We start from the raw sequence: 14,382 nt of genomic DNA, 5'->3' as shown, positions 1-14,382 counted from the left end.
TTATCGGGCATTTAGGGTGTGAGAAAATCCGGCCTGAATGGCCGCGTAGGGGAAAGCCAAGTTGCGGAATCCCAGGTTCCAGTAAATTCTGGGGCGGATCCAGATCCGGTTCTGGGACGTTTGGGTATCTCCCAGCAGATAGCCGATCCCCAGTTCGACGGAGGGCATTACACTGATATTCGCCCCTTCCTTAAAGCGGATCGAATTCCGGTAACGGTCGAAGTAATACAGATTGTCCACATCGTAATAGGTGGCCATCAGACCGACCCCAACCGATTGCTCCAGGTAAAGGCCGGAACGAAAATACTTGCGGAAACCTTTGTGCAGATCGAGAAAAGCTACACCGTAATCCGGATCTTTAAAATAGCCCAGATTGAGGCGGGTGGGAGAAGAGAAAGATTCACTTTGAAAGGGTTCCAGTTCCAGCGCCAGCACCAGTCCGGGAGCGGACCGGCCGGCACCGAAATATCCGGCGCCCAGATTAATTTGTTTTTGGGCCCTCCCCTGCCCCGGTCCGGCGACCAGGATACAGAACAGGACGAAATACATGGATCTCATCATTTTTAAACCTTTTAATTACAGTGGGTACCCATTGCTCCCGGAAAGCGATAAACTGCCGTGGAGCTCAGGCGATTACAGATCCAAAATTAGGGGGAATATCAGGGCTGGTAAAGTTGTAGTTGTACCGGATACAGCTTTCAGGACACCTCCACCTGTCGGAAATGTCCGGGCGTGCGGCCGGTCTTCTTCTTGAAAGCCGTATACATAGCCGAGCGGGATTTGAAACCGGAATCCAGGCCGATCCCCTCGATGGAAAGATGGGCATTTTCCGGATCCTCCAGGCGTCGCAGCGCTTCGTCCACGCGGTAGTTGTTGATCCATTCCGAAAAATTGCAGCCGAAATAGCGATTGATACAGGTAGAGATCAGCCGGGGAGAAATGGAGAGTTTTCGAGCCAGTTCGTGGATGGTGAGGTCGTGGTCCAGATAGTGTTTTTCGCTTTCCATATTTTGTTTCAGCCGCTCTCCCCACCGATCGTAATCGTCATTCTCTTCTTCGGATTTTACTGCGGTGTCCGGAGCGGGAGTCGTTCCCGCATCACTTCCTTCAAACAGGTTCTGGTGGCGGAAGGCCTTATAACTGACGAAATAGATAAAAATAACCAGCAGCCCCCAGTTGATCATCACCAGGTCGGATTCGCCACCTTCTCCGCCGAGCGCGATCCGGATCAGTTCTCCTCCCCAAAGCAGAATGATGGGAATAATGATAAAAATGAACTGCCAGAGCCAGTTGATCTCCAACATCGTAAAATCGGAATATTCATTTTTGACCCGTTCCCGGTAATGCCGGGTCGCCCGGATGGAAATAAGCAGGGCGACTATACTCAGCCCGAAGGCATAAACCTGCTGACTCATAAAAATGACCGTCAGCAATCTGCTCCCGGTGAATGTCCGCAGCGGAGATCCGGTAAAAAAGAAAACCAGTAAATTGACCGCCGTGAGGCCGGCGACCGCAAAAGCCAGGTAGTAGTGAATACGCAAAAAAGGACGGTAGTGACCGGACTGCCCTACCTTTTCCAGAACGAAATGGACGAATAAAAGTGGAAAGAATAACTTGACCTCCGGCAATGCGAAGTATCCGGTAAGCGGATATCCACCGATACTTTCGAAAGGCAGGAAAATAGTCAGTGCTTCCGCTACCAGGGTGAACAAAAAAGCGCCCAGCAGGCGATTGGCGAAAGCGTTGTATTTTTTGGAGGAACTGTACACAATGCCCAGCAAAAGCCCCTGAATAATCGCGGCCCAGACAATTGTGTTCATCATATCATCCATAAGATTGCACCTCGGGTTGAAACACCAAAGGTACAGAAATATACCCTGCACATTCAAGTGCAGCGGAGAGTATTTGCTGCTATCCGGGGAAAGCACCCCGAACAAATTTTCAGGGAACTCTCCGGGGAGGCACAACCGGGGAATGATAAGGGGTTTACAGGGAAGATCGGATCCGCATTCATATTTTCTGCGGATCGACAGGGTTTTAGGGTGTCGGCAAGGGAACGACCGCCAGGGCCGCTTTCCCTTACCGAATATTTCATTGAACGAGACCGCACGCCGGGCACGGTTCCTACCTATTTTTCGAGCAACCGCTTACCGGTGAAGGCATACTGATCCCACTTGGGCAGTGGATGGAACTGAGCCGCCTGCACATCTCGGAACAAACGTTCCAGGGTGTTTTTCCGGTAAAAGCTCTGGCCACCGATCGCTTCCATGGCGTCCGACACGACCTTGATACAGCCATCCGCCACATTGGTCTTCAGACTGAGGATCTGCATGGACATTGCCTCCTGCGGTTTAAAATTGAAGTTATTGGTCAGGGCGTACATGGCTGCCCACTGCGCCTGCGTGCCTACTAGTGTATTATTCAGCTTACCGATCAGGTAGGGCATGTGGTCCTGATTGCGGTAATATTTTTTACCGATACTCAGGGCAATTTCCATCGCCTTTTCGGCAATACCGACGTAGGCGGACATGATCAGCGGCATGGCCACGGCCAGTACGACATTCCATACCAGATGGAATTCACCCTGATCCCGAGTCAGCGCAATGGCCGAGTCCGGGATAAATACGCGATCGAACTGGATGGTCTGCGAACCGGTAGCCCGCATGCCCATCACATCCCAGTCGTCCAGTACCTGTACGCCTTTGGTCTTGATCGGCGTGGAGAAGTGCAATACCTTCCATTCCTGATCCTCGTTGAGGTAGGGAGCGCTCGTCACGGCAATATCACCGGCGATGGACTGACTGGCAAATGCCTTTTTGCCGGAAAACAGATAGCCGCCCTCTACCCGTTCGAGCTCTCCGTTAGAGCCCAGCCAGTCCCGGGCACCGGTGCTGACGAGTACGAGTTGCTGATCGGCGATCTTTTGCAGTACCGCCGCGCCTTCGCCTTTATTTTTGTATTTCCAGACCGTGGCCGCTACCAGGTGCTGGTGCATGGAGAAAGCCAATGCCGTGGAGCCGCAGTAGTGGGCCATCGTCCGGATGAGGTTGCACATTTCTTCGTAGGACATACCGCCACCACCGAATTCAAGAGGCACCATGGCGGAAAAATAACGGTGGGTTTTCAGTTCTTCGTAGTTGGCAAATACGAATTTGCCCTGGAGATCAGTCTGAGCGGCCCGCTTGGCGAAAACCTTTCCCAATTCGTGCGTCAATTCTTCCCAGGTAGGTTCAACCGCTTGTAATACATTCATTGTCGTGAGTTTTGATGTTAACCTACCGGACCAGTCTCATTTTCCGCCAGAGCGTCTGATAATTTTCCGGGTAATTTTTTTCCGGAAGGCGATGTGACAGGTCCGATAGTTGAAGTTTCCCCAAAGGTAGGGGCGGTGCGGGAGCGGAGAAACGGCAATTGATTGGCTGGGCCCTTTGAGTGTGTGTGTTGATGGTTTTGTGAGTGGGGGATGGGGGATGGTGGACGGTCGAGGGTTGACGGTCGAGGGTTGACGGGGGACGGTTGAGGGTTGACGGTTGAGGGTTTAGGGTTGACGGTTGATGGTGCATGGATGGGGATGAGTAGAACAAACCTTTGATCCTTTTCAACAGAGATCCTATTTGATCAGTTCGAGATAGTCCTCCATGCTTTTGGTGACGATCTCGCGGGCCAGTTCGGCATTCTGAAATTGCTCTACCTGCACCGTTTTGTGTTCCAGTTTTTTATAGTCCTCAAAGAAATTCCGGAGTTCGTTGAAGAAGTGTTCCGGCAGCTCGCTGATGTCATTCATGTGGTTTACACTCATATCATTATCGGCCACGGCGATGATCTTGTCGTCCAGTTCACCGCCGTCCAGCATGCGCATTACGCCGATCACTTTTGCGGAGATCAGACACATGGGGACTACCGTGATCTGGGAGAGCACTACGATATCCAGCGGGTCCTTGTCGTCGCAGTAAGTGCGGGGGATAAAGCCATAATTGGCCGGATAATACATGGAAGAGTACAGCACGCGGTCCAGTTTGAGCATGCCGGTGGTTTTATCCAGCTCGTATTTAGCGCGGGTATTCTGTGGGATCTCGATGATGGCTGTAACGATATCCGGGGCGTCTTTGCCGACCGGTACTTTGTGCCAGGGATTTTGCGGGTCTAAGATCATGGTATTCCTATTCAGTTCTTCGGTATACGTTTTCTGTGGCCCGGATCCGGGCGCTGAAAACTATTCGATCACAAGATTATACTTTTCCAGCAAGCCGGCCAACCCTGTGGAAGAAAATTTGGCCCGACCGATCCGATTTAATTCCGGGTCGATCGAAAAATGGCTCGCCAGGCGGAAATCGGCCCGTTCCAGTACGGTGTTTTCGAAAACCGCGCCGCTCAGGTCGCATTCGTCAAAAACGGCGCCGCTCAGATCCGCGCCGATGAATTCCACTTCTACCAGTGAGCAGGCCTGAAAGCTGGTGTTCGGGATCTTTAGATTATAGAACGACGAAAAATTCAGCACGCAATCCGTAAACTGAAAGCCCAAAAGAAAAGTACGGCACTCATCGAAGCGAAGGCCCATTAGTTTGCAATTGCTAAACTCAACTTCCTGCAATGCCGTTTCTCCCAGCGTGGCCATACTCAGATCGCAGCTTTCGAAACGGCAGGCGGAGAATTTCAGTCCGCTCAGATCTACATTGGAAAAATTACAGTTTTGGAAAGTGCAGTCCTCGTAAGCATCGGCATCCGGCGCCCGCTCCGCAAAATCCACGCCGGTGAAGGTTTCGTTTTCCTGGTATTTATGGTCCATCGGGTCTGATCTTTGGGTGTTTATACAATTTGAGCCGCCAAAATAGGGCTTAGTTGCATCTTTTCCAGAAAGTACGCACCTTAAGCAGTATACTGACGTAAATTTTGGTTTGGAAACTCCCAGCCACTTTGCGTCGAGAACAGAAAAAAACTATCACCGATCATGAAAACCACCTTTCTGATGCTCTGCGCAGCTTTGCTGTTTTCCAACCTGAATGCGCAACAACCGGAATCTCATCACAATGCCATCACCGCCAAGATCACCGGACAACTGAACGGATACGATCCGGAAAAAGACCAGGATCTCGAACTCAAATTCGTCAGTGTGGTGCCGACTCCCGAACACCAGGCCGAAAAAATGGTCCGCCCGAATGCCGACGGCAGCTTTGCATTTCAACCGGACTACCCGCTCCGTTACCAGCAGATCTGGTTTGGGGTGGGCGAAAACTACTTCGGCCAGTTGATCATCGACCGGGACCTCTCGATCGATGTTGACCTCGATGCCCTCCGCGATACCTCGCAACACTTTGCCTCAGAATTCGTCCGGTTTGGTGGAAGTGACGGAGAACTGAATCAGTTGGTCAACGATTTTACCACCTTCGAAATCTCCCAAAGACCCGCCGGGGGCCGGCCGGCCAATATAGAAGCGCTGATGGACCGGGAACTTTCCCCCGCCGGAAAAACGGAAAAACTCCTGGACTACTACGATGGCCAGGAAGTGATCGTCCGGGAGTTCCTGCAGGAAAACCCTTCACCTTACGGCTGGTTGCTGACCAATCAGCTAGCTTCCCAAAAATACGGAGAGATCGCCGTTGCTCACTGGGGGCACACTATGCCGGAGGAACTGATGGAGGAAATGATCCGACACCGTCCGTTTGCTATCAGCAACGAAAGTGTCATTGACTATTACGGATATCTCAGCAATTATATGCTGATGAATTCCCAACAGGAATTGCTGGACATTTACCGGGAAGATGTTCTGCCGGCAATTCCCATTGCTCAGGAGCAGGAGCGTCTGCAGGAGTTCATTTCCCTTTTCAGCGCCAAACTGGATGAGCAGGAATACGACAAAGAGGTTTTCCGAACGGAAAGCAAATACTTCCGGGAACAATACGAAAAAGAAGTTTACGCCGCCCGGGTCAAAAAATTCACCCGTCTGGTGAACCGCTTCCCCTCCGAACAGGCCGATCTGTTAAAGCTGGTAGGAGGCGGAAAAGATATCTGGGAGCGCGAGTTGTACATCGGTAAACTGATGCCAACCATTAAAACAACATGGGCGGCCGAACTCATGGAAAAGGAATGGGAAACCACCCGCCAACAGATCGAGATGGTCAATAAAAAACTGAACGCCATCAAGATCAATAAGTCGGATTCACCCATGGGAGAAAACGTCGGACAGTTGCCGAACGGCGCCGATCTGATCCTCGCCAAACAGGAAGAACTGGAAGAGCTACTTGGTTCCATCCGGGCCGCCTATCCCGATCAGGCCATCATCCTCGACGTCTGGGCAACCTGGTGCGGTCCCTGTATTTACGATATGCAGAACAGCGCCGAAAACCGGGAGAAGCTCGAGGAATTGGGCGTTCAGGTGATCTACCTCTGCTCCGCCAGCGGTTCGTCGGAAGAAAAGTGGAAGAAAAAAGTGGCAGAACTGGGCGTGGCGGCACCCCAGATATTCCTCAGCCCGGAACTATCCAAAAGCATCATGTCCTATTTCGAATTGCCGGGTTATCCCAGCCACGTTTTCATCGATAAGGACGGGCAGTACCATCCGGATCTGGTCCATTCCTTACGTACGGTGGATCTGGAAGCAGTGAAGGAGAAACTATAGAAAAGCCCGCTGTAAAGGGTAGGCTGTTCAGTTCTCAAATTATTGAATATGAAAAATGGCAATTTCAATGGCAATAGCAATTTCAATAACTCAAAATCAGACAAAAGGGTCAAAATCGGAGCAGAAAGCTGCCTTTTGCTTGCTATTGCTATGGTGCTTGATATGGTAATTGAAAAATTCGCATTGCGTTTTTATAGAAATGAACAGCCCTGCGGTGTAAAGGGGGTACGATTCAGCTTGCACGGCAGGTTGCCCTGAAAGCTTGCCGGATTGGATAAATGCCTGGATACTTGTGCCATCTGCCCAAAGTCATCCTGGGAAAAAATTGCTACTTTTAAGGTAATAGTCCACACTGGACTTCTCTGTTTTATAATTAATCATCCGACATGTTAAAACAAACCACCCTTATGCTGGTGCTGGCTTGCTGCTGCACCTTTGCCACCGCCCAGGAGGCCGACGTAGAACGAGCCGTACTCGATTACGTAGAAGGCTTCTACGAAGGCGACACTTCCAAACTCCACCGCAGTGTATTACCCGAAGTCCAGAAGTACGGGTACTACCGCCTGAAGGATAAAAAAACCTACGCAGGAGAACCGATGAGTTTCGAGCAAATGCTTAAGTACGCCCTTTCCGTCAAGAAACGCGGCCCGGTTTCTCCCGAAGCCCCCAAAAAGGTAGAATTGCTGGATGTACAGGATCAGACGGCTGCCGCTAAACTCACCGCCTGGTGGGGTACGGATTACATCCTGTTGGGTAAGTACGACGGAAAATGGAAGATCGTACAGGTACTCTGGCAGTCTCCTCCAACTTCCTGAGGGGCTAAAAAATAGCTCATCCTACCTGGCACTTCGATCGTAACCTGAAGCTATTTGCATTTTGTTGTCGAATATACTATATTTGTGACAACAAAAAATCATCGCACTATGTCTCAGTCAAAAAGAGGTACCAAATACTGGATCATTGTCGCTTCCAAAGATCACGTAAAAACCGGGAAAGCGGAAGGCATTGCCCAGGCCTGTCACGGTAAGTCTTCCCCTCTGAAGCGTATGCACCCCGGAGATTTCGTAATTTATTATTCCGGGAAACAAAGCCTGGGGGAGAAAAAACTCTGCCAGGAATTTACGGCGATCGGTCGGGTCGACGATGAAGAGGTCTACCAGGTCGAGCTCAGCCCCGACTTCTGCCCGCACCGGCGGAACATTACCTTTTTCCCGAACCGCGATGTCTCCATCCGCCCCCTCATTGAAGACCTGGAGTTCATCCGGAATAAAAGCCGTTGGGGCTATCCTTTCCGTTACGGAATACTGGAGATCAATCAACACGATTTTGCTCTGATCGCGGAGGAGATGCTGGAGGATCAGGTTAATTTAGCGGAAGGGGTGCCGGCCCAATAGCACGGGGTTCCCGGAAAATTTAATACTGAACAATATGGCCAACCAAGTCGATTTTCGTTTTAAAAAACCCGAAGACAGTCCCGGCTTTATGCTCTGGCAGATCAATATGCTGTGGCAGCGCCAGATGAAACGGGCGCTGGATACCATTGACCTTACCCATACGCAGTTTGTGCTGCTGGCCGCCATCGGCTGGCTGGAAAAAACGCAGGAACAGGTGACCCAAACGGAGATCGCCGATCACAGTAAAACCGACCGCATGATGGTGTCTAAAGTACTGCGTACGCTCCAGGGCAAAGGGTACATCTCCCGGCGGGAACATCCGACGGACACCCGCGCCAAGTGCATTGCGCTCACCGGGCCGGGCACGGATGCTTTACAACAGGCGCTCCGGATCGTACATGAGGTGGATGATCACTTCTTTTCGCCACTGGAAGCAGATAAGGATCGCTTTCTGGCCGGCATGCAGCGGATCATGCAGGACAAGGCAAATGATCAATAAGAATTTTCCAGATAGAACCAATCCATTCCCTCCGCAGCCAGGATCACGTCGCGCCATTCCCGGATTCGGTATAACATATCACCGAATGCCGAAAAGTCCGCCGGGTAGAATCCGCTCTTTTGTCGCATCCGTCCGGCTTCCGCCAGCAGCACCGGGTCCAGATCACGGTTTGACTCATTCGGATCAATATCTTCCGCCAGTACCGCAGCGGCGGCTAAAAGCCAATCCAGCAAATGGTGCATCGTCTCCGGCGGCAGCAGTGCGCTGCCATCAGAACTGGCAAAAACACCATCATCGGTCCCCTCCCAACTAAAGCCGGCATGGTAATAATCGATCAGGGCCAGCAAGGCCAGGCCGTTTTCCCGCGAGCGGAAAGCAACCAACTCTTCAGCTCCCAAAGCGGCATATAGTTCTTCGGTAGTCCAGTCTTTTTGTTCCAAGAATAGGTTTTCCAGGTCCTGCAACCCGGCGATCGTAGGCTCGGCCAGTACCTTCAGCCAGTGCGCAAGTGTGTCTCCGGGCAGTTGCCAGGTAGTCCAGTGGGACCGGATCCGCGCCAGGGTCCGCTCCTGATCGATGCCGTAAATTATAATATCCCTGGCCATCGGCTGCCTGTTTTAATGTTTGGCCCAAGGTAGTATTTTCCCTTCTGCATGTTCCGGAATTATAAAATAATTACGACATTTATGAAAGTCCTCACGATACCATTTCCCTAAGTAATATTCCCGATCGATCATTCCTGTGTATAGGCTACCGTCTGCCGGCCCGACGGCCGATCCTTTCGGCGGGGAGCCTGGTGACCGGGATAAAGCACGACTCCCTCTGAGCAATAGACCACCAATGTGTTGCTGAGAGACTGTTTGACAACTTCTGCTGCCGGAGAAAAACCCGGATTTTGGCGTCAATTGAAAGCTATCTTTCACTGCATAGCCCAGCTACGGAGTTAAAAATAGGTGCAAAGTGGCGGCAAAAGCCGCGTTTTGCAACCCAGTGAGAGGTTTTCAAACAGTCTCTTAAACTCATTAAACTGAACCGCCATGAAAAAACTTGCTTTACTACTCCTACTGAGCGTTTTCCAGTTCTCATTACCGGCCCAGAGTACCGTGCAGAATATCAAGGGAAGGATCCTGGATAAGGATACCAAGCAACCCCTTATCGGAGCTACGGTACTGGTCACCAGCCTCGACTCCCGCCCCGGCACCGTTACCGATCTGGACGGCAATTTCGAACTGACCGGCATTCCCACCGGCCGGCATCGCCTGGAATTCAGTTACATCGGTTACGAAGCCTACATACTGGACGATGCCATCGTCAATTCTGCGAAAGAACTCGTACTCGATATCGAACTGGTAGAAGGGAGTATCACAACCGGAGAAGTGATCGTCAGTGCGCGCTCCTACGGCAACGAACCGCTGAATGAACTGGCTATGGTCAGCACGCGCTCCTTTTCGGCCGAGGAGACCCAGCGCTATTCCGCCAGCGCTAACGATCCCAGCCGGATGGCCGTCAGTTTTCCCGGCGTACAGTCCAGCCGGGACAACCGTAATGACATTGTGATCCGCGGCAATGCCGGCTTCGGCATGCTCTGGCGGGTGGAAGGCATTGATATTCCCAACCCTAATCATTTCCTGCGCCGGGGCTCCTCCGGGGGCGGCATCACCGTTTTTAGTGTCGGGCTGCTGAGTAATTCGGATTTTTCGACCGGTGCCTTTCCCGCTGAGTACGGCAATGCGCTTTCCGGGATATTCGACATTAAATTCCGCAACGGGAATACCGAAAAACGCGAGTATACCTTTCGGGCCGGTATGCTGGGCCTGGAAGTAGCGACCGAGGGGCCGATCAAAAAAGGGCAGAGTTCCTATCTGGTCAATTACCGTTATTCCACCCTGGGCATCCTGGATGCCTTTGACATCCGTCTGGTAGACGAGCGGGAAAGTAACCGCTTTCAGGACCTTTCCTTCAAATTGAATTTCAACAGTGCCGACAATCGCCACATCACTTCCGTATGGGGGATCAGCGGTATCAGCAGAGAGTTTTTCGAAGCGGTAGAGGGCATAGAGAACTGGCGAACCTACGACGATTACCTCACCCGGACCTTCAATACCCAAATGGGAGCCATCGGCATCAATCATAACTTTCTGATCGATGATAAATCCTACCTGCGCACCAGTCTGGCCATCATGGGGCAACACATTCTTTACCAGAATGACACGCTCAACCGAAACCTGAACGCCACCATGATCCGCGACGAGCAGTATACCTCCAACCGACTGGTACTTTCCAGTACTTACAACCGGAAGCTCTCACCGAAGCTTACCCTGAAAGCCGGACTAATCGGAAAGGGAATCCAATACGACTTTTTCTATAGTTCCAAACTGCCTCCCGGCAACCCGCCCGCTTTCATTGACCAGAACGATCGCACCTGGCAATTGCAGGCTTTCGCCAATCTCCGACTGCGCCCCCATCCGCGCTGGACCGTCAATTTCGGATTGCACAGCCTGTACCTGGGGCTCAACGAAACCTCCAATCTTGAACCCCGGATCGGATTGAATTATCAGTTGAGCGAATCCGCCGAGCTCAGTCTGGCCTACGGGCTCCACAGTCGGACGGTGCCGCTGCCCAATTACTTTATCCGGGAATACAGCGGCAACAATTTCACACTGCCCAATCTCGATCTCGACCTGATCAAAGCCCACCATCTGGTACTTGCCTATCGCCAATTGCTCGGCAACGGCATGCGCCTGCAACTGGAGGCCTATTACCAGTCGCTCTACGACGTACCGGTCAGTGCCGATCCGAACAGTACCATTTCACTACTCAACCACGCTGACGGATTTTTCATCACCCGGCTGGTGAGCGAGGGCACCGGTACCAATACCGGTCTGGATCTGACCCTGGAACGCTCTTTTCTGAACGGGACTTTTTTCATTCTGGCGGGCTCGCTGTTCAATTCCACCTACGAACCGCTAAACGGGCAGACCTACGATACGCGGTACAACAGCGGTATTGCTGCTTCCCTGATGGGCGGTAAGGAATGGGCGCTTAGCGATAATGCCACCCTGCAAACGGGCCTGCGGGTAGTCTACGGCGGTGGGCAGCGGCTGACCCCGATCCTGTCTCCCGAGCGGGACCCGCGGGATCCCGACAATCCCATTCTGGATGAAAGTCGCCCATATACGCTACCGGTGGGTGATTTCTTCCGTCCGGATATCCGGATCGCCTACCGGCGGGATAATCCCGGCAACGCCTGGTATATTGCCCTGGATGTACAGAATGTGATCGGAAGGAACAATGAGGACCCGCTGGACTACACTTACGATCCGGATCTGGAGGACTGGATATTCAGGAGTCAGTCCAGCATCGTGCCGGTCCTGAGTTTCCAGATCGATTTTTAGCAGGAATATTTTTCGGACTAATAAAATGGGAGCAACGGCTGAGGGTGGACGTTGTCTTTGTTAGCAGATGTACAGATCCGGCGATCTGCTAGGCCTTTTCGAAGCGTTCGGGAAAGAATTTTTCCATAATCTGCAGTAGACGATCTTTCCGGAGCGGCTTTTCGATAAAATTGGTCACCGGTATGGATTTTTCTTTCAGCCTGCTTTCTACATTTTTCGGCAGCGCGGTGGAAAGCATGCAGATAACGGTCGCTTTGGGTAGATCCAGGAACGCCTCTTCGTAAGCATCGAGAAACTCCCAGCCGTCCATCACCGGCATATTAATATCCAGGAACATCAGATCGGGAAGGGGATACAGTTCATCGTCTGCATCCTGGTATTCATTCTGACGGGTTAGGTAATCCATGGCCTCCTGACCATTATAAACGATTCTTATTTCGTGAGCGATCCTGGCCTGCTCGATAATAAGCTTATGCAGGAAATTAGTTGCGGGATCATCATCGATCAATAAGATACAGTTCAGTTTTTTTCTTATTGAATGCACTGACATGAAATGCGAAGTTTTGGGCTCTAGAGCTGTTGCACTTTTAAACACATATCCCCCCGGTTATTGTTCATTTGGCCATGAACAATTCCGGGTAAAATCGGTTGGTTTTAGAGCAACGGTCAGGTCGTTTCAATCTCATTATCCGGACGTTTGCCCAATGAAATCAGACCTCTAATTTTTCGTGAAAATATTTGAAAAAGCAAATTACCACATAATTAAACCTTTTGTGGATTTTTTTGCAACCTTTAGTAAATATTTACCTCCGCAAAAGTTATTCTGAACTCTATGGAATTTTTCCAAAAGCTATTTGAGACGGATTTTATGCCGCACGGGCACTGCTATTTCTGGCGCCCGGAAATACTCTGGCCCCATGTATTGGGTGATGTATTCACCTCGCTGGCCTATTTCGTCATACCCCTCCTCCTCTACCGTTTCGTGAAAGCCCGTCCGGATGTCAAATACCCAGGCGTTTTCCTCGCTTTTTCCCTGTTCATTCTCTGCTGTGGGATCACGCATCTGCTGGCCACCGTTTCCGTCTGGCAGCCCATTTACCGGGCGGAGGCCGTAGCGAAAGTGACCACGGCGATGGTCTCGATGGGGACGGTCGGCATGCTCTTCAAATTGTATAAACCCATTTTAGCCATACCCTCGCCCGCACAATTAGAGCAGGCAAATGTTAAACTGAATGAGGAGATCACGCAACGGGAAAGAATGGAAGAAAAGTTGCGTATTCGAAAAGAATCATTTAGAACGACTATGAAGTATGCACCGGCCGGTATGGCGCTTGTTAGTCCGCAGGGTAAATGGCTACAGGTAAATCCCGCCCTCTGTAAAATGCTGGGCTATTCGGAAAAGGAATTGCTGCGGACCGATGTGGCCGCCGTCACCCATCCCGAGGATCTGGACCGGTACCAAAGCACCATTTCAGAGCTCAGCGCCGGCATGCAGGAAGGCGTTTTTCTGGAAAAACGATCCCTGCACAAAAACGGCAATGTGATCTGGGCCATGCTTGGGATCTCCGCCGTATTTGACGAAAATGATAAACTGTTACACTTCATCGTTCAGATCCTGGATATTTCTGCCCGGAAAAAACACCAGGAAGAGATCACCGCGCTCAATGCCTCCCTGGAGGAAAAAGTAAAAGAACGCACCGCCCAGCTTCAGGAGGTAAATGAAGAACTGGAAAGCTTTTCCTACGCCGTTTCCCACGATCTTCGCGCTCCGCTCAAAAATATGGAAGGAATGGCCTCCATGCTACAGGACCTCTACGCTCCCCAACTGGACGAAAACGGGGCCATCCTCATTGACCACATCAATACGAACGCCAAGCGCATGGACCGCCTGATCACGGATTTCCTGAATTTTTCGAGGGTCGGTCAGCAGGTGCTCCAGAAAGAACAGTTTGACATCCAGGCGCTCTTCGAGGAGGTGTACCACGAACTGAGTCCACATTACCCGGAAAAAAAGATTGACCTTCAGATAGAATCCCTGCCCGCAGCCTACGGTGACCCCGGACTGCTCCGCCAGGTAGTACAGAATTTATTGTCCAATGCGTTGAAATACTCCTCCGGTCGGGAAGAGATCGTGATCCGCGTAAAAGGTTCGGATGAATCGGGCCAAACGGTTTATACCGTCACCGACAACGGCGTCGGCTTTGACCATAAATTCCAGAAAAAACTTTTCATGATGTTCCAGCGACTGCATAAAGCGGAGCACTTCAGCGGCCACGGTATCGGTCTGGCCTTCTCCTACCGGATCGTTAAAAAACACGGGGGCAATATGTGGGCGGAATCTAAAGTGGACCAGGGAGCTAAATTTCACTTTTCCCTGCCAAAATCATAAACGATCCGGAGTGTCGAATTCATGGATCATCCGGTCGCAGTCAACGGCCATCTTTCTGTACGCCGGTCGCACCAGTTGGTAGCGACAGG

General features: G+C 51.3%; 14 protein-coding genes. 7 read left to right on the top strand and 7 right to left on the bottom strand.

Annotated features, from left to right (window positions below; all coding sequences use genetic code 11):
* The 5 genes from CRP01_RS03895 to CRP01_RS03875 form a co-directional block, all read right to left on the bottom strand.
* Entirely contained in the window at positions 1-561 is a 561-nt protein-coding gene (locus CRP01_RS03895; RefSeq protein WP_143473256.1) for a hypothetical protein, read from the bottom strand.
* A gap of 137 nt (positions 562-698) precedes the next feature.
* Positions 699-1,823 carry a helix-turn-helix domain-containing protein gene (locus tag CRP01_RS03890; protein ID WP_170110207.1) on the bottom strand — a complete coding sequence of 375 codons (1,125 nt, stop codon included), beginning with the start codon at positions 1,821-1,823 and terminating at the stop codon, positions 699-701.
* Positions 1,824-2,128: 305 nt separating this feature from the next.
* On the bottom strand, positions 2,129-3,253 hold the full coding sequence (locus CRP01_RS03885) for an acyl-CoA dehydrogenase family protein (RefSeq protein ID WP_099148692.1): 1,125 nt from the start codon (positions 3,251-3,253) through the stop codon (positions 2,129-2,131).
* Positions 3,254-3,610: 357 nt separating this feature from the next.
* The gene (locus CRP01_RS03880; protein WP_099148691.1) at positions 3,611-4,153 is read right to left on the bottom strand and encodes an inorganic diphosphatase; all 543 of its coding nucleotides are present in this window, start codon (positions 4,151-4,153) and stop codon (positions 3,611-3,613) included.
* A 60-nt stretch (positions 4,154-4,213) separates the two neighbouring features.
* The gene (locus CRP01_RS03875; RefSeq protein WP_099148690.1) at positions 4,214-4,786 is read right to left on the bottom strand and encodes a pentapeptide repeat-containing protein; all 573 of its coding nucleotides are present in this window, start codon (positions 4,784-4,786) and stop codon (positions 4,214-4,216) included.
* Between the two features lie 162 nt (positions 4,787-4,948).
* On the opposite strand from CRP01_RS03875, the gene CRP01_RS03870 reads away from it, so the two are divergent.
* The 5 genes from CRP01_RS03870 to CRP01_RS03850 all read left to right on the top strand — a co-directional run bounded on the left by CRP01_RS03870 (position 4,949) and on the right by CRP01_RS03850 (position 8,509).
* Positions 4,949-6,616 (top strand): TlpA family protein disulfide reductase, encoded by a 1,668-nt coding sequence (locus tag CRP01_RS03870; protein WP_099148689.1) that lies wholly within the window; start codon positions 4,949-4,951, stop codon positions 6,614-6,616.
* 48 nt (positions 6,617-6,664) lie between these two features.
* On the top strand, positions 6,665-6,874 hold the full coding sequence (locus CRP01_RS03865; protein ID WP_099148688.1) for a hypothetical protein: 210 nt from the start codon (positions 6,665-6,667) through the stop codon (positions 6,872-6,874).
* Between the two features lie 128 nt (positions 6,875-7,002).
* Positions 7,003-7,431, top strand: coding sequence for a nuclear transport factor 2 family protein (locus CRP01_RS03860; protein ID WP_099148687.1), 429 nt, complete (start codon positions 7,003-7,005; stop codon positions 7,429-7,431).
* A 108-nt stretch (positions 7,432-7,539) separates the two neighbouring features.
* On the top strand, positions 7,540-8,010 hold the full coding sequence (locus tag CRP01_RS03855; protein WP_099148686.1) for an EVE domain-containing protein: 471 nt from the start codon (positions 7,540-7,542) through the stop codon (positions 8,008-8,010).
* A 34-nt stretch (positions 8,011-8,044) separates the two neighbouring features.
* Positions 8,045-8,509: a MarR family winged helix-turn-helix transcriptional regulator gene (locus tag CRP01_RS03850; RefSeq protein WP_099148685.1), complete on the top strand. Its 465-nt coding sequence runs from the start codon at positions 8,045-8,047 to the stop codon at positions 8,507-8,509.
* On the opposite strand, the gene CRP01_RS03845 is transcribed toward CRP01_RS03850, so the two are convergent.
* A complete protein-coding gene (locus CRP01_RS03845; protein ID WP_099148684.1) occupies positions 8,503-9,114 on the bottom strand; it encodes a hypothetical protein in 612 nt (203 codons plus the stop codon). The two genes, CRP01_RS03850 and CRP01_RS03845, sit on opposite strands and share 7 nt — an antisense overlap.
* A gap of 432 nt (positions 9,115-9,546) precedes the next feature.
* On the opposite strand from CRP01_RS03845, the gene CRP01_RS03840 reads away from it, so the two are divergent.
* The gene (locus tag CRP01_RS03840; protein WP_099148683.1) at positions 9,547-11,904 is read left to right on the top strand and encodes a TonB-dependent receptor; all 2,358 of its coding nucleotides are present in this window, start codon (positions 9,547-9,549) and stop codon (positions 11,902-11,904) included.
* An 88-nt stretch (positions 11,905-11,992) separates the two neighbouring features.
* Here CRP01_RS03840 and CRP01_RS03835 read toward each other — a convergent pair whose 3' ends face one another.
* Complete coding sequence (locus CRP01_RS03835) at positions 11,993-12,454, bottom strand: response regulator (protein ID WP_099148682.1); 462 nt, start codon at positions 12,452-12,454, stop codon at positions 11,993-11,995.
* A 282-nt stretch (positions 12,455-12,736) separates the two neighbouring features.
* Here CRP01_RS03835 and CRP01_RS03830 point away from each other — a divergent pair, with 282 nt between their 5' ends.
* Positions 12,737-14,293 carry a sensor histidine kinase gene (locus CRP01_RS03830; protein WP_099148681.1) on the top strand — a complete coding sequence of 519 codons (1,557 nt, stop codon included), beginning with the start codon at positions 12,737-12,739 and terminating at the stop codon, positions 14,291-14,293.
* The last annotated feature ends 89 nt before the right edge of the window (positions 14,294-14,382 follow it).

Source organism: Flavilitoribacter nigricans DSM 23189 = NBRC 102662 (assembly GCF_002646595.1).
GTDB lineage: Bacteria > Bacteroidota > Bacteroidia > Chitinophagales > Saprospiraceae > Flavilitoribacter > Flavilitoribacter nigricans.
Note: the sequence above shows the minus strand (reverse complement) of the source record. Positions and strands in the feature narration are given on the sequence as shown.